Source organism: Streptomyces gardneri, assembly GCF_006539185.1.
Taxonomy (GTDB): domain Bacteria; phylum Actinomycetota; class Actinomycetes; order Streptomycetales; family Streptomycetaceae; genus Streptomyces; species Streptomyces gardneri.
Map to the genome: position 1 here is coordinate 123,716 of NZ_BJMN01000030.1, position 18,346 is coordinate 142,061.

Sequence of the window (18,346 nt, forward strand, 5' to 3'; positions counted from 1 at the left end):
CCGGTACCGCCCCACCACTCGTCAGAAGCCGACCGTCACATCGGAGCCTCCCGTGCACAGCCTCGACCCGCTCGCCACCTCCACCATGATCAGCGACACCTACCGCCGCTACCTGCGTTCCCTGCTGCCCCTGCGCGAGCCCCGCCTGGCCGAGGCCCTCGCCCACGCCATCGACACCAGCCCGCTGCTCACCAAGGGGCCCTTGCTGGAGGCCACCCCCGCCTACGCGCCGGGCGCCACCCTGAACGAGCTCGTCGCAGAGGGCGTACTCGACCCCGCGTTCCGGCAGCTGACCGGCCCCGCACTGCCCGCCGACCGTCCCCTGTACCGGCACCAGGAACAGGCGCTGCGCAAGGCCGTCGCCGGACGCAACCTCGTCGTGGCCACCGGCACCGGCTCCGGCAAGACCGAGAGCTTCCTCCTGCCCGTCCTCAACACCCTCGCCGCCGAACACGCCCGCGGCACTCTCGGCCCCGGTGTCCGCGCCCTGCTGCTCTACCCGATGAACGCCCTGGCCAACGACCAGATGAAGCGACTGCGCCGACTGCTCGCCGACACCCCCCACATCACCTTCGGCCGCTACACCGGCGACACCAAGGACGATCCGCAGCGCGCCGCCGACACCTTCGAGCAGCTCAACCCCGGCGAACCGCGCCTGCCCAACGAACTGCTCAGCCGACGCGAGATGCGCGCCACACCGCCCCACCTCCTGCTCACCAACTACGCCATGCTGGAGTACCTGCTGCTCCGCCCCCAGGACATGGACCTCTTCGAGGGAGAGCAGGCGGGTTCCTGGCGGTTCGTCGTCGTCGACGAGGCCCACGTCTACGACGGAGCGCGCGGCGCGGAACTCGCCATGTTGCTGCGCCGCTTGAAGGACCGTGTGGGGCAGGGGCGGGAGATCCAGGCCATCGCCACCAGTGCCACCGTCGGAGCGGACGAGAACCCGGCCGCCGTCACCGCCTTCGCCCAGGCCCTCTTCGACGTCCCCTTCCGGTGGGACGCGAGCGACCCCGCCGCCCAGGACCTGGTCACCGCCACCCGGGTCGGGACACCCGACGGCCCGCACTGGGGACCGCTGCCGACCACCGAGTACCTGCGCCTGGCCACGACCGCCGACCCCGAACCGGAGATCGTGTCGGCCGCCCGCATGCACGGCCTGCCCGCCGACACGACCGCGGCCACCGCCCTCGCCGCCGAGGCCGGCACCGCCGCCCTGCGCCGGGCCATGGCCGACGGACCCCGGCCCGTGAACGAGATCGCCCGCGACGTCTTCCCCGGTGACCCCGTCGGACCCGCGGCGGTCACCGCGCTCATCCAACTCGCCAGCCAGGTGACCGACACCGACGGCGCTCCCGTGCTCTCCGCCCGCTACCACCTCTTCGCCCGCGCCACGGAAGGCGCCTTCACCTGCCTCGACCCGGCAGGCCCCCACCTCGACCTGGCCCGCCACGAGACCTGCGCGCGCTGTGCCCGCCCGTCCTTCGAACTGGGCGCCTGCCGCCGCTGCGGTGCCGTACACCTGCACGGCACCTTCACCGGCAAGGGGGCACAAGCCCGCCTCGCACACCGCAAGTCCCCCGACAGCCCTCACACCTGGCTGCTCCTCGACGGGGACGGCTCGGACACCGGCGCCGACGAGGACGACGAGACACTCGGCGACAGCGCCAAGGGCGGCCTCAAGGAACGCAGGCTGTGCACCCGCTGCGCGGCCGTGCACCCCGCGGCCACGGCATCCTGCGCCGCTCCCGGATGCGGTGGCACCGAACTGCGCCGCGTCCACCAGCTCGACACCCACGAGGGCACCCCGGCCGCATGCCTCGCATGCGGAGCTCGCGGTCACGGCATGATCCGCCTCTTCGAGGCGGGCAACGAGGCTTCGGCCGCCGTCCTCAGCACCGCCCTCTACCAGGCACTGCCTCCGGCGACCGACGGCCCGGCCGCCGCACTGCCCGGACAGGGCCGCAAGCTGCTGTTCTTCAGCGACAGCCGACAGGCCGCCGCGTACTTCGCGCCCTACCTGGAGGACTCCTACACCCGCATCCAGCACCGGCGCCTGATCACCCAGGCCGTCCGGCAGGGCTGCCCCGGCCCCGACGAGCCCCTGCACATCGACGACCTCGTCGCCCACACCATCCGCGCCGCCGACCGCGCCGGAGTTTTTCGCCGCAACGACTCCCGCCAGGCCAAGCAGCGCGAAGTGGCCCTGTGGGTGATGCAGGAAGTGCTCAGCCTCGACGACCGCCAGTCACTCGAAGGCCTCGGCCTGCTCCGGATCGACATCGACCGCGAGCCCTTCTGGCAGCCGCCCGCCGCCCTCACCTCACTCGGCCTCGCGGACGACGAGGCATGGCTGCTGCTGCAGGAACTCCTGCGTACCCTGCGCAACCAGGGCGCGCTCACCATGCCCGAGGACGTCGACGCGGGCGACGAGGCGTTCGCCCCGCGCAAGGGGCCCATCTGGGTCCGCTCCCAGGGCTCCGAGGCCAAGCGCAGGGTGATCAGCTGGCTGCCCAGCGCCGCGAGCGCCTCGAACCGACGCGTCGACTACCTCGTACGAGTACTCGATGCTCTCGGCCACCGGGGCGAACGACGGTCCACCGCCCTCGATGTCCTGAACCGCCTGTGGACCGACCTCACGACCGGTCACCTCGCCGACTGGCTACCGTCCGAGAACCAGCCCGGGATCGGTGTCGTCCGCCGACTCGACCACGCCTGGCTGCGGTTGCGGCCGGTGACGGCGGACAGCGGTCCGCTGTACGCCTGCGACCGCTGCCGCCGCATCACCGCGGTGTCCGTACGCGGTGTGTGCCCGACGCTGCGCTGCACAGGACGCCTGGAGGACTTCAAGCCGTCGCCCGAGACGGACGAGCACCTGCGGCGCCTCTATCTGACCTTCGACCCCGTTCCACTGCGCGCCCAGGAGCACACCGCGCAGTGGACCGGGGAGAAGGCCGCCGAGATCCAGGGGGAGTTCGTCCGAGGGCAGGTCAACGCCCTTTCCTGCTCCACCACCTTCGAACTCGGCGTCGACGTCGGTGAACTCCAGGCCGTCGTCCTGCGCAACATGCCGCCCTCCACCGCCAACTACGTCCAGCGCGCCGGCCGCGCCGGCCGCCGCGCCGACTCGGCCGCGCTCGTCCTCACCTACGCGCAGCGGCGGCCCCACGACCTCTCCCGGTTCGCGGAGCCCGAGCGGATGATCGCCGGGGAGGTACGGGCCCCGATCGTCCCCGTCGACAACGTCCGGATCGACCGCCGCCACGCCCACTCCATCGCGCTCGCCGCCTTCTTCCGTGCCATGAAGGACGAGCGGGGCCGGATTTGGCGCAAGGCGGGAGAGTTCTTCCTTCCCGACGACACCACCGGCGAGATCGCCGCCCACACGGTGCGCGACTGGCTGACCCCCGTCCCGGACAGCGTCATGGTCTCCCTGCGCCGGGTTCTCCCCGACCAGGTCCAGAAAGAGATCGGCATCGACTCCGGCGACTGGGTCGCCGAACTGGACCGGCTCCTGCGTGCCGCACAGCAGATCCTCGACCAGGATGTCACCTCGTACAGCGAACGCCGCGAGCAGGCCGCGGCCGCCCGCAAGTACCGGCAGGCGGAGATGTACGAGAAGGTCATCCGCAACCTCACCCAACGCGAACTGCTCGGCGTCCTCGCCAACCGCAACGTGCTGCCCAAGTACGGCTTTCCCGTGGACACCGTCGAACTGCGCATTCCCCAGGAGGGCGGCGCCGTCTCGGGGCAACTCGAACTCACCCGTGACCTGAGCGCCGCCGTCTACGAGTACGCCCCGGGGGCCGAGATCGTGGCGGGCGGCCACCTGTGGGCGTCAGCCGGCGTCTACCGGCTGCCGGACCGCGAACTGGTCAGCCGCCACTACGCCGTGTGCGCGGCCTGCGGCCGCTACCGGGAAGCCACCGAACCCGTGGACCCCTTCTGCGCAGCCTGCGGCACGCAGTCCGCGGCCGCGCAACGCCGGTACGTCGAACCGGTCTACGGTTTCGTCGCCGCGCGCGGCCCGCAGCGCCGCCCGGGGCAGACGCCGCCACGACGGTCCTGGTACGGCGACGTCCACATGTCCACCGACACCGCCGACCTCCAGGAAGGCGCGACCGCCTTCGTCTCCGGCCACACCACGCTCTGGTCGGCGGGCACCCGGGGAGAGATGGTGGTCGTCTCCGAGGGGCCGGCCGGCGCCGGGTACCAGATCTGCGACTGGTGCGGCTGGGGCCGTCCGCACGCACAGGCCGGGCCTCCGCGCGGCGGACACCCGCACCTACTGAAAGACACCCAGTGCACGGGCCCCCTCCGTGTCGTCTCTCTCGCACACCGATACCAGACCGACTTCCTCCAGATCCATCTGGACCCGCTCACAGCCTTGACCGCCACCGTGGCCCGTCTGCGCTCCGGCCTGTACGCACTGCTCGAAGGCGCCGCCGCGCACCTGGAGATCAGTCGCGACGACATCGACGGCACGGTTCACACCGGCACCGACGGCATGCCGTCCCTGCTGCTCTTCGACACCACTCCGGGGGGCGCGGGCAACGCCGTGTCCATGGGCGAGCGGCTCGAACCGGTTGTCTCTGCTGCGCTTGCCCGGGTGGCGGCCTGCGAGTGCGGCCCGGAGAGCAGCTGCTACGCGTGCCTGCGGAACTTCCGCAACGAGCGCTTCCATGAGCTGCTGACCCGATATGAGGCCATGGCGCTCCTCAACGCCTTGACCGGAGATTCGACCTGATCGGGACATACCGCTGGCTTCGGTGAACTTATGGTCCCGCTGGCCCAACACCAGGCATTCGCGAGTAAGAATTCCACGTGCTTCGGCACACCTACGCCTCGATCATGTTGGAAGCCGGAGAGTCCGTCGTGACACTGGCTCGGTGGCTCGGACACTCCTCGCCGGCGATCACCCTCGGTTACTATGCTCACTTCATGCCGGAAGCTGGCAGCAAGGGGCGTGGCACCATCGACGGTCTGCTTGGGGAGCGGGGAGTCTGGCCCGCCGGCCGAAACTCCCCAGATTCTCCCCAGCGCCGTTGACCGGCGATTCCCGCCTCTTCGCCCCGGCGAAGTCGTCATCCGTGGATTATAAGGCTGAAGAGATGGGTGGCCTGGGAAAGTGTTGGAAGAGGTCGTAGCGACCCGCTATGTCACGCCCCTGCGTGAGGGCGGCTCGCTCCCCGGGATCGTCGAGGCCGACGATCTCGGCACGTACGTCATGAAGTTCACGGGCGCGGGCCAGGGTCGCAAGACCCTCGTCGCCGAGGTGGTCTGCGGACAGCTCGCGCGCAGGCTCGGGCTGCGCGTCCCCGAGCTCGTCTCCATCCAGCTCGACCCGGTGATCGGCCTCTCCGAGCCCGACCAGGAGGTCCAGGAGCTGCTCAAGGCGAGCGGCGGGCTCAACCTGGGCATGGACTTCCTCCCCGGTTCGCTGGGCTTCGACCCGCTCGCGTACGAGGTCGATCCGAAGGAGGCCGGCAAGGTCGTCTGGTTCGACGCCGTGATCAACAACGTCGACCGGTCCTGGCGGAACCCGAACATGCTGGTGTGGCACGGCGACCTGTGGCTCATCGACCACGGCGCCACCATGATCTGGCACCACAACTGGCCGGGCGCGCAGGCCTCCGCCGCCAAGCCGTACGACGCCTCCGACCACGCGCTCGCGCCCTTCGGACCGGACGTCGCCGCCGCGGCCGCCGAACTCGCGCCGCTCGTCACCCGCGAGCTGCTCGAAGCGGTCGCCGCCGACGTACCCGACGAGTGGCTCGTCGACGAGCCCGGGTTCTCCCACACCGACGAGGTGCGCGCGGCCTACGTCGACGCGCTCCTGCCCCGCGCCGCCACCATCCACGAGCGGATCACGCTCGGCCCCCGTACCGAGAACCGGCCCCAGCAGCCGCCCGGCTGGCTGGCCGAGCGCCTCGCGCCCCGGACGCACTCCACCGAGAAGGACAGCACCACGTGACCCAGCGCGATGTCTTCGAGTACGCGCTCCTGCGCGTGGTGCCGCGGGTCGAGCGCGGCGAGTGCTTCAACGCGGGCGTGGTCGTCTACTGCCGTGCCCGGTCCTACGTGGCCGCCCGCACCCACCTGGACGAGGCCAAGCTGGCGGTCCTCGACCCGACGGCGGACGTCACGGGCGTCCGGGCCGCGCTGCGCGCCGTCGAGGGGGTCTGCCTCGGCGGCGACGACGCCGGACAGGCCGCGCGGGACGACGCGGGCCGGCGCTTCCGCTGGCTGATCGCGCCCCGCTCCACGGTCGTGCAGCCGGGTCCCGTGCACACGGGGCTCACCGCCGACCCGGAGGCCGAGGTGGAGCGCCTCCTCGATCTGCTGGTGCGCTGAGCCCGTCGGCGGCGGCGTCCGTCGCCGTTCCGCCACGGGGCGTGACCTGGGGCACCCGGTGGGCCGTTGACACCGGGTGCCATCGCTTCTAGCGTCTCGTTCTGCGGACGATACTAAGCGGTCGCTCATGTGCGGGACGCGTGAGCGGCACGCTCGGTCCGTCCGCGGTCAGGGACGATCCAAGGGCGAGGAGAACCAAGCATGTCCACCACCGAGCAGCGCGTAGCCGTCGTCACGGGTGCCGCACGAGGCATCGGCGCCGCCACCGCGCTCCGCCTCGCGGCCGAGGGCCGCGCCGTCGCCGTACTCGACCTCGACGAGGCTGCCTGCAAGGACACCGTCGAGAAGATCACCGCCGCGGGCGGCACCGCCCTCGCGGTCGGCTGCGACGTCTCCGACAGCGCCCAGGTGGAGGCCGCCGTCGCGCGGATCGCCGCCGAGCTCGGCGCGCCGACGATCCTCGTCAACAACGCCGGCGTGCTCCGCGACAACCTGCTCTTCAAGATGTCCGAGTCCGACTGGGACCTCGTCATGAACGTGCACCTCAAGGGTGCCTTCCTGATGTCGAAGGCCTGCCAGAAGCACATGGTGGACGCGGGCTTCGGCCGGATCGTCTCGCTCTCCTCCTCCTCGGCGCTCGGCAACCGCGGCCAGGCCAACTACTCCGCCGTCAAAGCCGGTCTGCAGGGCCTCACCAAGACGCTCGCCAAGGAGCTCGGCAAGTTCGGCATCACCGCCAACGCCGTCGCCCCCGGCTTCATCGTCACCGAGATGACCGCGCAGACCGCCGAGCGCGTCGGCATGGGCTTCGAGGACTTCCAGGCCGCCGCCGCCTCCATGATCCCGGTCCAGCGCGTCGGCCGCCCCGAGGACGTCGCGAACGCGATCGCCTTCTTCGCGGGCGACGACGCCGGCTTCGTCTCCGGCCAGGTCATGTACGTGGCCGGCGGCCCGCTCAACTGACCTACCGGACACAGCGAGAGGAGGCGGTCATGACCGCGAACGAACGGCCGGAGCTCTCCGGCAAGGTCGCCCTCGTCACCGGCGCGAGCCGGGGCATCGGCTACGGCATCGCCGAGGCGCTCGTCGCCCGCGGCGACCGGGTCGTCATCACCGGGCGCGGCGAGGAGGCCCTCAAGGAGGCCGTCGAGCGGCTCGGCGCCGACCGGGTGATCGGCGTCCCCGGCAAGGCCCACGACCTGGACCACCAGGCCGCGGCCGTCGAGGCGGCCATGGACGGCTTCGGCCGGCTGGACTTCCTGATCAACAACGCCGGCACGAACCCGGTCTTCGGCCCCATCGCCGATCTGGACCTGGGAGTGGCCCGCAAGGTCTTCGAGACCAATGTGATCTCCGCGCTCGGATTCGCCCAGCGGAGCTGGCACGCCTGGCAGAAGGATCATGGCGGTGCGATCGTGAACATCGCCTCGATCGCCGGTGTGTCCGCCTCTCCCTTCATCGGGGCGTACGGCATGAGCAAAGCCGCGATGGTGAATCTGACCCTCCAGCTCGCGCACGAATTCGCGCCGCTCGTGCGGGTCAACGCCATCGCCCCCGCCGTCGTGAAGACGAAGTTCGCGCAGGCGCTGTACGAGGGCCGTGAGGCGGAGGCGGCCGCCTCCTACCCGCTCGGCCGGCTCGGCGTCCCCGCGGACATCGGCGGGGCCGCGGCCTTCCTGACCTCTCCGCAGTCGGAGTGGATCACCGGCCAGACCCTCGTCGTCGACGGCGGGATTTTCCTGAACGCCGGAGTCGGGTGACCGATATCCGGACACTTTCCGGAATTCGTGTCCGGATTGGCCCCGGTTATACGTCGAATGAGCCAAGTGCCCCGTCAGACTCGAACATTGACCTGACGGGGTGCTGCGGTATCGTCGGCCGACCCGTGGCTGAACGAGGAGCGTGCACGTGTTCAACCGGACCAGTCTGCAGGTTGCTGCAGCCCTTGCGTCCATATCCCTGGTGTCCGGATGCGGTGTGTTTTCGGACAGTGAATCCGCCGGGGATCAGAGAATCGTCATCGGTACGACGAGTTCTCCCACCACGCTTGATCCTGCCGCGGCCTGGGACAATTCCTGGGAGCTCTTCCGGAACGTCTTCCAGACCCTGGTGAGTTTCCCGACCGGCAGTACGGCACCGCAGTCGGACGCCGCCGACTGCAAGTTCACCGACACGTCGAGCCGCGTCTTCGAGTGCAAGCTCCTGGACGGCCTGAAGTTCTCGAACGGTCACAAACTGGACGCCGAGGCCGTGCGGCACTCGATCGAGCGCATCCGCACGATCAACCACAAGGGCGGCCCGAACGGGATGCTCGGCTCGCTCGGCAAGATCGAGACCGTCGGCGACCGCACGATCGTCTTCCGTCTGAACAAGCCGGACGCCACCTTCCCGTTCGTCCTCGCGACCCCCGCGATGTCGCTCGTGGACCCGGCCGAGTACCCGGCGGACAAGCTCCGCACGGACGGCAAGCTCATGGGCTCCGGCCCGTACGTCCTCGACTCGTACGACGAGCGCAAGACGGCCGAGCTGACCAAGAACCAGACGTACAAGGGCTTCGCCGCCCGCAAGAACGGCGGCGTGACCATCAAGTACTACGACGACTCCGAGGCGATGGTCACCGCGCTCCGGAAGGACGAGATCGACGCCACCTACCGCGGCCTCACGGCCGAGGAGGTCGTCGCGCTCCAGGAGGACAAGCCCGAGAACAAGGGCCTCCAGCTCGTCGAGTCCACCGGCGCCGACATCCGCTACCTGGTCTTCAACGCAGAGGACCCCTCGGTCGCCGACCCGGCCGTCCGCAAGGCCATCGCCCAGCTCGTCGACCGCGACGAACTGGTCAACAAGGTCTACCAGGGCACCGCCGAGCCCCTGTACTCGATGGTTCCCAAGGGCATCGCCGCCCACACCACCAAGTTCTTCGACCGCTACGGCATGCCGAGCGTCTCCAAGGCCAAGAAGATCCTCAAGGACGCGGACGTCGAGACGCCCGTCAAGCTGGACTTCTGGTACACGACCGACCGGTACGGCTCCTCGACGGCCGCCGAGTTCACCGAGCTCAAGCGGCAGCTGGAGGAGTCCAAGCTCTTCCAGGTCGAGCTGCACGGCCAGCCCTGGAAGGAATTCCAGGCGGGCTACCAGAAGGGCCAGTACCCGGTCTTCGGACGCGGCTGGTTCCCCGACTTCCCGGACCCGGACAACTTCGTCGCCCCCTTCCTGGGCAAGGAGAACGTCCTCGGCACGCCCTACGTGAGCGAGCGGATCACCGGCGAGCTGCTCCCGAAGTCCCGCCGCGAGAGCGACCGCGGGACCGTCACGGACGAGTTCGTCGAGGCCCAGGAGATCATGGTCCAGGACGTCCGGCTGCTGCCCCTGTGGCAGGGCAAGCTGTACATCGCGGCCGGCGAGGACATCGGCGGCGGCGAGCGCGCGCTCGACCCGCAGACGGTCATGCAGCTGTGGGAGCTGCACCGCCGCGCCAGCTGGTAGAAGGCCGGACGAACACAGGTGATCAGACCGCCGGGGGCCACTGTCAGTGGCCCCCGGTAGGTTTTGGGGCGTAGACAGGAACGTCCACCGGAGGTTGTTGACCGTGACCGACACCAGCATGCTGCCCGAGTCCTGGCGGGGTGTTCTCGGCGAGGAACTGCAGAAGCCGTACTTCGCCCAGCTCACCGAGTTCGTCGAGGAGGAGCGCGCCAAGGGACCGGTCTTCCCGCCGAAGGACGAGGTCTTCGCCGCCCTCGACGCCACCCCGTACGACAAGGTGAAGGTCCTGATCCTCGGTCAGGACCCGTACCACGGAGAGGGCCAGGGGCACGGCCTCTGCTTCTCCGTCCGCCCCGGCGTGAAGACCCCGCCCTCCCTGCGGAACATCTACAAGGAGATGCAGGCCGAGCTCGGCCACCCGATCCCGGACAACGGCTATCTGATGCCGTGGGCCGAGCAGGGCGTCCTCCTGCTCAACGCCGTGCTGACGGTCCGCTCCGGCGAGGCGAACTCGCACAAGGGCAAGGGCTGGGAGAAGTTCACGGACGCCGTGATCACCGCCGTCGCCTCGCGGCCCGACCCCGCCGTCTTCGTCCTCTGGGGCAACTACGCCCAGAAGAAGCTGCCCCTCATCGACGAGGACCGGCACGTGGTGGTGAAGGGCGCCCACCCCTCGCCGCTGTCGGCGAAGAAGTTCTTCGGATCGCAGCCCTTCACCCAGATCGACGCGGCCGTCGCGGCCCAGGGACACGAGCCGATCGACTGGCGCGTTCCGGACCTCGGCTGAGCCTCGGCCGGATCCGGGCCGGGTGCGGCTAGCGTCGGCTCTCCCATTGGGTGAACGGGTGGAGGTCGGCGTGACCGAGCAGCAGCAGGCGGCGGACGACGGGGTCATGACCAGGATCGGGCAGGCCATGATGCTGCTGCACGGCGGCGACCGCGAGGAGGCCCGCAACCGCTTCGGGGTGCTGTGGCAGCAGATCGGCCCCGACGGGGACCCGCTGCACCGCTGCACCCTCGCCCACTACATGGCCGACGCCCAGGACGATCCCGACACCGAGCTGGCCTGGGACCTGCGGGCGCTGAGCGCGGCCGAAGGGCTCGCGGAGGAGCGGCTCGCCGCGCACGGCTCGGCGGTCGCCCTGCGCGCGCTGTACCCGTCGCTCCACCTCAACCTCGCCGCCGACTACGTCAAGCTCCAGCGGCCGGACGCCGCGCGGGTCCATCTGGACCGGGCCCGCGCGGCGTCCGACACGCTCGACGACGACGGCTACGGGAACGGGGTCCGGGCGGCGATCGAGCGCCTGGAGTTGCGGCTCAGGGCCATGTGACGAGCCCGAGGAGCGTGGCGGGGCGTCCGGCCGGCAGCTGTGGGCGGGGGCTCGGGGGCGCCGGGCACGGGGCGGCGGCTCACCGGCCGTACGTGCCGTGGCAGATCCTGGCCTGATCACTGTGCGGGTCCCAGCCCCCGTACCGCTCGCCCAGGTCGCAGACGTCCGCCCGGGACTGCGGCGGTTCCTTCGGCAGGTCCGCGAGCCCCGGCAGGTCGGGTACGGCGGGCCGGGGAGCCGGGCTCGGCGTCTCGTGGTGCCGGGGTGTGGCGGCGGGGCGCGGCTCCGGCGGCTGCGGCGTGACCGCCGTTCGCCGGTGCCGCTCGGGTGCGGCGGCGGGTACGGGTGTCGCCCGGGGCGCGGTGGACGGCGGGGGCACGGCGGAGGGCGGGGGAGCGGGGAGCGCCGCTTCGAGGGCCTCGCGGGCCGGGCCCTCGACGATCTGCGGCGCCACTTCCTGGGCGGGGAGGACGGAGCTCTCCGCGGCGGGCGGGGGGACGGGCGCCGGCGGTCGCGCGTCCGCCGGGGCGCAGCCCGCCAGGGCGGCGACCGCCGCCCCGACCAGGATCTTCGCTGTGGTTCGGGTTCCATGCACCGCGCCACTCTGCTGGTCCGGCGGCGATCTTCGCGCCCCTACCGGCGGGGAATGCCCCGCACGGGTGAGGTGCCGCAGGTCCGGCCTTGACCCGCGGACCGGGCCTCAGTCGCCGGTGGCGCCGTCGATGCGCTCCCGGATCAGGTCCGCGTGGCCGTTGTGGCGGGCGTACTCCTCGATCATGTGCAGGTAGATCCAGCGGAGGTTGAAGGTCCTCCCGGTGCGGTGCTTGCCCACGCCGAGGTCGTCGAGGCCGTGCGGGGCGGCCAGGGCGCGCGCGTGGGCGATCTCGGCCTGCCAGGTGGCGTAGGCCTCCTCGTAGGTGTCCTCGTCCGTGACGTGGATGTCCCGGTCCGGGTCCTCCTCGGTGGAGTAGATCCAGCCCAGGTCCTCGCCGGTCAGCACACGGCGGAACCAGCCGCGCTCGACCTCGGCCATGTGCCGGACGAGGCCCAGCAGGTTGAGGTCGGACGGCGGGGCGGAGAGGGTGCGCAGCTGTGCGTCGTCGAGCCCCTCGCACTTCCCCGCGAGGGTCGCGCGATGGAAGTCGAGCCACTGCTCCAGCGCCTCGCGCTCGCCCGAGGTCGTGGACGGGTCGACGCGAGGGTCGGATTCGATGCGTTCGGTGGTCATGCGCGGCATCGTCCCCCAAGATCACCCGGCCACGCCAGTGCTTTCGCCTCGCGCGCCCCGTTCACGGGAGCCTCGGGGCCGAGGCCTTCAGGCGGTGTCGAGCATGCCCCGCAGCAGTTCGTCGAAGCCGGTGCGCAGTTCCGCGAGGGTGGGCACGGCGGCGTGGAAGGAACCCGCGGCGCAGGAGAACATCAGGCCCTCGCACCAGGCGACGAGGGAGAGCGCGTGCCGCTCGGGCGCCGGTGAGCCGGCCGCCGTCATCATCGCGACCAGCGGGTCGCGGAAGGCGGAGCCCGCGGCGTCGAAGAAGGCGCGGAGCTCGGGGCGGCGGGTGGCCTCGAGGGCCAGCTCGTAGCGGGAGACGAGCAGCGCCCGATGGTCCGTGAGATAGCGGTGCAGGGCGAGGGCGAGCGCGTCCACGAGGACGTCGGCGCTCGGGGGCCCGCCGTCGCCGCGCTCCGCTTCCGGGCCGCCGCCCGGCAGCTCGTCCGGGGTGAGTACGCGCGCCTCCCAGTGGACCTGGCGGCGTACGGCCGTCTCCAGGAGTGCCTGACGGGTGCGGGCGTGGTTCGAGGTCGATCCCTGCGGCAGCCCGGCCCGTTCGTCCACGGCGCGGTGCGTCAGGCCCCGCATGCCGCGCTCGACGAGGAGGTCGAGGGCGGCGTCGCCGATCCGCTCGGCGCGAGAGGCGGCGGAGGGCTTGGCACTCGGGGAGGCCGGGGAGACGGGGGACTCCCCGGTCGGGGCGGTCGGTGCGCTCATGGGGACAACCTACTACCGGCCACTACCCGACTGACTACGCCTGTAGTACGGTCGTGATGTCGGAGTTACTACGCCTGTAGTTGAGTGCTCAGGGGAGCAGCCATGGAACAGCGCCGTGCCGTCGTCGTCGGAGCCGGAATCGGCGGGCTCACCGCCGCCGTCGCCCTTCTCCGCGACGGCTGGCAGGTCACCGTCCTGGAGCGTGCCGCCGACCTCGCCCCCGTCGGCGCGGGCATCGGCCTCGCCCCCAACTCCCAGCGCGCCCTGGACGTCATCGGTCTCGGCGACCGCGTCCGCGAACTCGCCGCGTGGCAGGGCGACGGCGGCATGCGCGCCCCCGACGGCCGCTGGCTCGCCCGGACGGACGCCAAGGCCGCCGCCGCGCGCTTCGGCGGGCCGCTCGTCCTCCTCCACCGCGCCACCCTCGTCGAGATCCTCACCTCGGCCCTGCCCGAGGGCACCGTCCGCACCGGAGCGGCCGCCACGCTCGCCGACCCCGGCGACGACCACCGCCCCGCCCGGCTGACCACCCCGGAAGGCGAGATCGAGGCCGAACTCGTCGTCGCCGCCGACGGCATCCGATCCGCGATCCGCCACGCGCTCTTCCCCGAACACCCCGGCACGCGCTACGCCGGCTGCACCACCTGGCGGGTCGTCGTCCCCGCCCCCGCCCGGCCCTTCGCCCCGCACGAGACCTGGGGCGCCGGACGCCTCTGGGGCACCCAGCCCCTCAAGGACGGCCGGGTCTACGCGTACGCCATGGCCGCCGCCCCCGCCGGCGGCCGCGCGCCCGACGACGAGAGGGCCGAGCTCCTGCGGCTCTTCGGCGACTGGCACCACCCCGTCCCCGAGATCCTCGCCGCCGTCGACCCCGGCCAGGTCCTGCGCCACGACGTCCACCACCTGCCCGACCCGCTGCCCGCCTTCCATCGGGGCCGGGTCGCCCTCCTCGGCGACGCCGCGCACGCGATGATGCCGAGCCTCGGCCAGGGCGGGAACCAGGCCATCGAGGACGCCGTCGTCCTCGCCCACCACGCCCGCTCCGGGCCCGGCTTCGACCCTGCCGGCGCGCTCCCCGCCTACACCGCCGACCGCCTGCCGCGCACCACCGCCATCGTCCGCAAGGCCGCCCGCACCGGAGCGGTCACCCTGCTCTCCGCCCGCCCGGCCGTCGCCCTGCGCTCCGCGCTCGTCGGAGCGGTCTCCCGCTTCGGCCCGGGCCTCGTCCTGCGCGGCTTCGACGGCATCGCCGACTGGCGGCCGCCGGTGGCCCCGGCCCGTCCCGCGTAAGCTGACCGGCGCGAACGGCCCGCGCGAGCACGGCCGATGGACACGAGCGACACGAACGACACGACAAGGGAGACCCCGTGAAGGTTGGCTGCATCGGACTCGGCGACATCGCACAGAAGGCGTACCTCCCCGTCCTCGCCACCCTCCCCGGGGTCGAGCTCCACCTCCAGACCCGTACCGCCGCGACCCTGGACCGGGTCGCCGACTCCCTCCACCTGCCCGCCGCGCAGCGCCACCGCGACCTCGACTCGCTGATCGCCGCCGGACTCGACGCGGCCTTCGTCCACGCGTCCACCGCCGCCCACGCCGAGATCGCCGGCCGACTCCTCGAAGCGGGCGTCCCCACGTACGTCGACAAGCCCCTCGCCTACGAGTACGCCGACTCCGAGCGGCTCGTGGAGCTCGCCGAGAAGCGTTCGGTCAGTCTCTTCGTCGGCTTCAACCGGCGCCTCGCGCCCTCCTACGCGCAGTGTGCCGACCACCCGCGCGAGCTGATCCTGCTGCAGAAGAACCGGATCGGCCTGCCCGAGGACCCCCGCACCTTCGTCCTCGACGACTTCATCCACGTCGTCGACACCCTGCGCTTCCTCGTCCCCGGGGACATCGAGCACGTCGACGTGCGCGCCCGGATCCGCGAGGGGCTCATGCACCACGTCGTGCTCCAGCTCTCCGGCGACGGCTTCACCGCCATCGGCATGATGAACCGGCTGAACGGCTCGACCGAGGAGATCCTGGAGGTCTCGGGCCAGGACACCAAGCGCCAGGTCCTCAACATCTCCGACGTCGTCGACCACAAGGGTCAGCCGACCGTGCGCAAGCGCGGCGACTGGGTGCCGGTGGCCCGGCAGCGCGGCATCGAGCAGGCCGTGCTCCTCTTCCTCGACGCCGTGCGCGAGGGCCGTACGCTCAGCGCTCGCGACGCCCTGCTGACCCACGAGCTCTGCGAGCGCGTGGTCCGCGAGTCTCTGCTCCAGGCCTCCTGAGCGCGCCCGCGCCCTCGGCCGCGCACACGGCGCCCACCACGGCGAGCGCTCCGTACAACGGCCAGTCGCCCCAGCGGACGTAGCCCGTCGTCGCCGTCGAGAGCGGCAGCTCGCGGACGGCGACGACGCTCGCGTCCGTGCCGAGGACGGGCCCGACGCGACGGCCGTCGGGGCCGTACACGGCACTGACCCCGGTCAGCGTCGCGTGCACGACGGGCCGGCCCGTCTCCGCGGCCCGCAGCGCCGCCAGGGAGGCGTGCTGGGCGGGCGCCCAGCTGTCCTGGAAGGTGCTGGTCGCCGACTGGACGACCAGGAGCCCGGCACCGTCCAGGACGAGACGCCGGCTCATGTCGGGGAACGCCGACTCGAAGCAGATGAGCGGCCCGATCCGCAGCCTCTCGGCCCCCGCTTCGCCCGGCAGGGTCATCACGACCGACGCACTGCCCCGCCGCCGGTCCTCCTCGGCCGCCTTGCCGAACGAGGTCACCCAGCCCAGGGCGCCGCGCGCCGGGACGTACTCGCCGAACGGCACGAGCCGCATCTTGTCGTACCGGTCGCCCGTGAGCCCCGCCGGACCGACCAGGACGGCGCTCTTGAAGATGCCGGGGCGATCGGCGCCCCGCGCGTCCACGTTCACCAGGAGCGGCGCGTCGACGGCCCGCGCCAGCGCGGTGAGCCGGGCCGCGAGATCGGGTCGCCCGGCCGGATCGGCGCCGACCCCGCTCTCGCCCCAGATCACCAGGTCGAGCCGCTGCCCCGCGAGCGAGCGCGTCAGCTCCTCGGCGCGGTCGAACCGCCGCTCAGCCCCGTCCGCGCCGTCGAAGACACCCGGCTGTACGAGGGCCACCCGCACCGTCCCGTCCTCGCGCGGCGCCCCGACCCCCCAGGCCGCCGAGCCCGCCACGAGCGCGCAGGCGGCGAGCCCCGCGACCCCGACGGCACGCGGCCCCGGGGCCGCGACGAGCAGGACCACGGCCGTGTTCACCGCCACCACCAGCAGGCTCACCAGCCACACCCCGCCGACCGAGGCGAGCCGCAGCGCCGCCGGCACCTCCCACTGGCTCGCGCCGAGCAGCCCCCACGGCCCGCCGAGGCCCTCCCAGGAACGGACCAGCTCGATCAGCAGCCAGCCGGAGGGCACCGCGAGCAGGGCGGCGGTGGCCCGGGCAGGTGACGGCGAGCCGCAGAGCAGGGAGCGTACGAGCCACCCCCACGGCAGCCACAGCAGACCGAGCAGCGCGGCGAGCGGCAGAAGGAAGACGTGCAGGCTGGGCAGCAGCCAGTGGTGGACGGCGAGGATGAAGCCGGCCCCGCCCAGCCAGCCGTCCACGGCCGCGCGGCGGGCCCCCGGAGCCGTACGGATCAGGAGCATCCACGGGACGAGCGCCAGGTACGCCCACCACCAGAGCCCGGGCGCGGGGAACGCGAGCGCGGGGAGCGCGCCGCAGCCGACGGCGAGCAGGGAGCGGACGAGGCCTCGCCCACGTGCGGGCCCGCGACCGGGTCCTGGCGCGCGGCCTTCGGCCCGGTCGTCCGGGTCCCTTTTCACGAACGGCATGCGCATGGCGGCCTCCCGCCCTCGCTTTCAGTGTCGGACGTGATCGCTCCCGGCGCGGCACGGTGGGCCCGTACCCGGCAGGCCGACCGACGAACCGACGAACCGACGAACCGACGAACCGACCAACCGACTGGCCGGTCGACGGACCGACCGGCTGACCGGCCGGCTGATCGACCGACTGACCGGGCAGGGCCCGCCCGTCAGTGGCGGCGCCACCGCTCCTCGACGACGACCGAGGAGAGCCGCCAGCCGTCGCCGGTGCGCAGCGCCGCGAAGGCGTAGCGGCCGCCGCAGATGAAGTCCTCACCGGTGGCGAAGCGCATCGGGTTCACGTAGTCGGCGCGGACGTCCGCGCCGTCCCCGGACTCCTGGTAGCCGCCTGCCTCACGGAAGAGGACCCGTCGGTTCACGATGAGGTGCTGGCGTACGGGGAAGAGGGTCAGGGTCTCGGCGAGCCAGTCGGCGACCTCGGCCGCCGGGCCCTCGATCCCGCCCGAGCCGCGGTAGTCGGCCCGGCCGTCCGGGGTGAACAGGGCTCGGTAGCCGGTCCAGTCGGCGTCGTCCACGGCCGCCGCGTAGCCGGTGATGAGGTCGTCGATGGCGAGCCGGTCCATCACGGTCGCGAGGTCCACGCGCTGCGTCATCGGTTCAGTCTCGGGCAGCGGGGTCCCGGGGCCAAGGGTCGTGCGGGCGGTGAGTTCCGCGGTGCCCTCACGGCGCCGTCATACTGTCCGGATGCGCGTGAACATAGATCCCGAACTGACCGACCGGACGTCCTTCTACCGGTTGCTCACCGCCACCGTCGTGCCCCGGCCGATCGCCTGGGTCTCCACGTCCTCGGCGGACGGGACGGACAACCTCGCCCCGCACTCCTTCTTCACGATCGCCTCGGTCACGCCGCCGGTCGTGCAGTTCACGTCGGTGGGCCGCAAGGACTCGCTGCGCAACGTGGAGGAGACGGGGGAGTTCGTGGTCAACCTCGCCCCCGAAGGGCTCTTCGAGCAGATCAACGCCACCGCGACCGACTTCCCGCACGGGGTGAGCGAGTTCGACGCCTGCGGCGTCGAGCGGGAGCAGAGCCTGCGGGTGAAGCCGCCGCGCGTGGCCGGGTCGTCGGTGGCCCTCGAGTGCGAGCTGCACAGCACGCTGCGGATCGGCGACTCGACGGTCGTCTTCGGCCGGGTCGTGCACGCGGCGGTCGACGAGTCGGTGATGGTCGACGGCCACCCCGAGATGGCCCTGATGCGCCCGCTGACCCGGCTCGGCAAGAACGAGTGGGGCACCCTGGGCGGCATCAAGGAGATCGCCAGGGTGCCCTACCAGGGCTGACCGCCGGCCTGCGGACGATCCGGGG

General features: G+C 72.1%; 16 protein-coding genes and 1 pseudogene. 12 read left to right on the forward strand and 5 right to left on the reverse strand.

Annotated features, from left to right (window positions below):
• Positions 1 to 52 precede the first annotated feature (52 nt).
• From SGA01_RS23305 to SGA01_RS23345, 9 genes and pseudogenes are all read left to right on the forward strand, one after another.
• Entirely contained in the window at positions 53 to 4,747 is a 4,695-nt protein-coding gene (locus SGA01_RS23305; RefSeq protein ID WP_141298364.1) for a DEAD/DEAH box helicase, read from the forward strand.
• Positions 4,748 to 4,818: 71 nt separating this feature from the next.
• Positions 4,819 to 5,049 (forward strand): annotated as a pseudogene (locus SGA01_RS23310) (tyrosine-type recombinase/integrase); the annotation flags it as partial.
• 79 nt (positions 5,050 to 5,128) lie between these two features.
• Entirely contained in the window at positions 5,129 to 5,974 is an 846-nt protein-coding gene (locus SGA01_RS23315) for a HipA family kinase (RefSeq protein ID WP_371866124.1), read from the forward strand.
• Positions 5,971 to 6,354, forward strand: coding sequence for a DUF3037 domain-containing protein (locus tag SGA01_RS23320; protein ID WP_141298367.1), 384 nt, complete (start codon positions 5,971 to 5,973; stop codon positions 6,352 to 6,354). Before SGA01_RS23315 ends, SGA01_RS23320 begins: the two co-directional genes overlap by 4 nt.
• A 201-nt stretch (positions 6,355 to 6,555) precedes the next feature.
• Entirely contained in the window at positions 6,556 to 7,317 is a 762-nt protein-coding gene (fabG, locus tag SGA01_RS23325; protein WP_141298368.1) for a 3-oxoacyl-ACP reductase FabG, read from the forward strand.
• Between the two features lie 29 nt (positions 7,318 to 7,346).
• On the forward strand, positions 7,347 to 8,114 hold the full coding sequence (locus SGA01_RS23330) for an SDR family oxidoreductase (protein ID WP_141298369.1): 768 nt from the start codon (positions 7,347 to 7,349) through the stop codon (positions 8,112 to 8,114).
• A 148-nt stretch (positions 8,115 to 8,262) separates the two neighbouring features.
• A complete protein-coding gene (locus SGA01_RS23335) occupies positions 8,263 to 9,840 on the forward strand; it encodes an ABC transporter substrate-binding protein (protein ID WP_141298370.1) in 1,578 nt (525 codons plus the stop codon).
• 103 nt (positions 9,841 to 9,943) lie between these two features.
• Positions 9,944 to 10,627 carry a uracil-DNA glycosylase gene (gene ung, locus SGA01_RS23340; RefSeq protein ID WP_055646457.1) on the forward strand — a complete coding sequence of 228 codons (684 nt, stop codon included), beginning with the start codon at positions 9,944 to 9,946 and terminating at the stop codon, positions 10,625 to 10,627.
• A 70-nt stretch (positions 10,628 to 10,697) separates the two neighbouring features.
• The gene (locus tag SGA01_RS23345; protein ID WP_055646458.1) at positions 10,698 to 11,171 is read left to right on the forward strand and encodes a tetratricopeptide repeat protein; all 474 of its coding nucleotides are present in this window, start codon (positions 10,698 to 10,700) and stop codon (positions 11,169 to 11,171) included.
• Positions 11,172 to 11,250: 79 nt separating this feature from the next.
• Here the strand turns inward: SGA01_RS23345 and SGA01_RS23350 are convergent, their stop codons facing one another.
• The 3 genes from SGA01_RS23350 to SGA01_RS23360 form a co-directional block, all read right to left on the reverse strand.
• Positions 11,251 to 11,766, reverse strand: a complete 516-nt coding sequence (locus SGA01_RS23350) for a hypothetical protein (protein ID WP_141298371.1) — start codon at positions 11,764 to 11,766, stop codon at positions 11,251 to 11,253.
• Positions 11,767 to 11,871: 105 nt separating this feature from the next.
• A complete protein-coding gene (locus SGA01_RS23355; protein WP_141298372.1) occupies positions 11,872 to 12,399 on the reverse strand; it encodes a DinB family protein in 528 nt (175 codons plus the stop codon).
• 87 nt (positions 12,400 to 12,486) lie between these two features.
• On the reverse strand, positions 12,487 to 13,161 hold the full coding sequence (locus tag SGA01_RS23360) for a TetR/AcrR family transcriptional regulator (RefSeq protein WP_141298373.1): 675 nt from the start codon (positions 13,159 to 13,161) through the stop codon (positions 12,487 to 12,489).
• Between the two features lie 102 nt (positions 13,162 to 13,263).
• Between SGA01_RS23360 and SGA01_RS23365 the strand changes: the two genes are divergently transcribed.
• Entirely contained in the window at positions 13,264 to 14,451 is a 1,188-nt protein-coding gene (locus SGA01_RS23365) for an FAD-dependent monooxygenase (RefSeq protein WP_141298374.1), read from the forward strand.
• Between the two features lie 77 nt (positions 14,452 to 14,528).
• Positions 14,529 to 15,434, forward strand: coding sequence for a Gfo/Idh/MocA family protein (locus tag SGA01_RS23370; RefSeq protein WP_141298375.1), 906 nt, complete (start codon positions 14,529 to 14,531; stop codon positions 15,432 to 15,434).
• Here SGA01_RS23370 and lnt read toward each other — a convergent pair.
• Positions 15,358 to 16,998, reverse strand: a complete 1,641-nt coding sequence (gene lnt / locus SGA01_RS23375) for an apolipoprotein N-acyltransferase (protein ID WP_229918338.1) — start codon at positions 16,996 to 16,998, stop codon at positions 15,358 to 15,360. The genes SGA01_RS23370 and lnt overlap by 77 nt on opposite strands.
• Before the next feature lie 194 nt (positions 16,999 to 17,192).
• Positions 17,193 to 17,636, reverse strand: a complete 444-nt coding sequence (locus SGA01_RS23385; RefSeq protein WP_141298376.1) for a nuclear transport factor 2 family protein — start codon at positions 17,634 to 17,636, stop codon at positions 17,193 to 17,195.
• Between the two features lie 91 nt (positions 17,637 to 17,727).
• On the opposite strand from SGA01_RS23385, the gene SGA01_RS23390 reads away from it, so the two are divergent.
• Complete coding sequence (locus SGA01_RS23390; protein ID WP_141298377.1) at positions 17,728 to 18,321, forward strand: flavin reductase family protein; 594 nt, start codon at positions 17,728 to 17,730, stop codon at positions 18,319 to 18,321.
• The last annotated feature ends 25 nt before the right edge of the window (positions 18,322 to 18,346 follow it).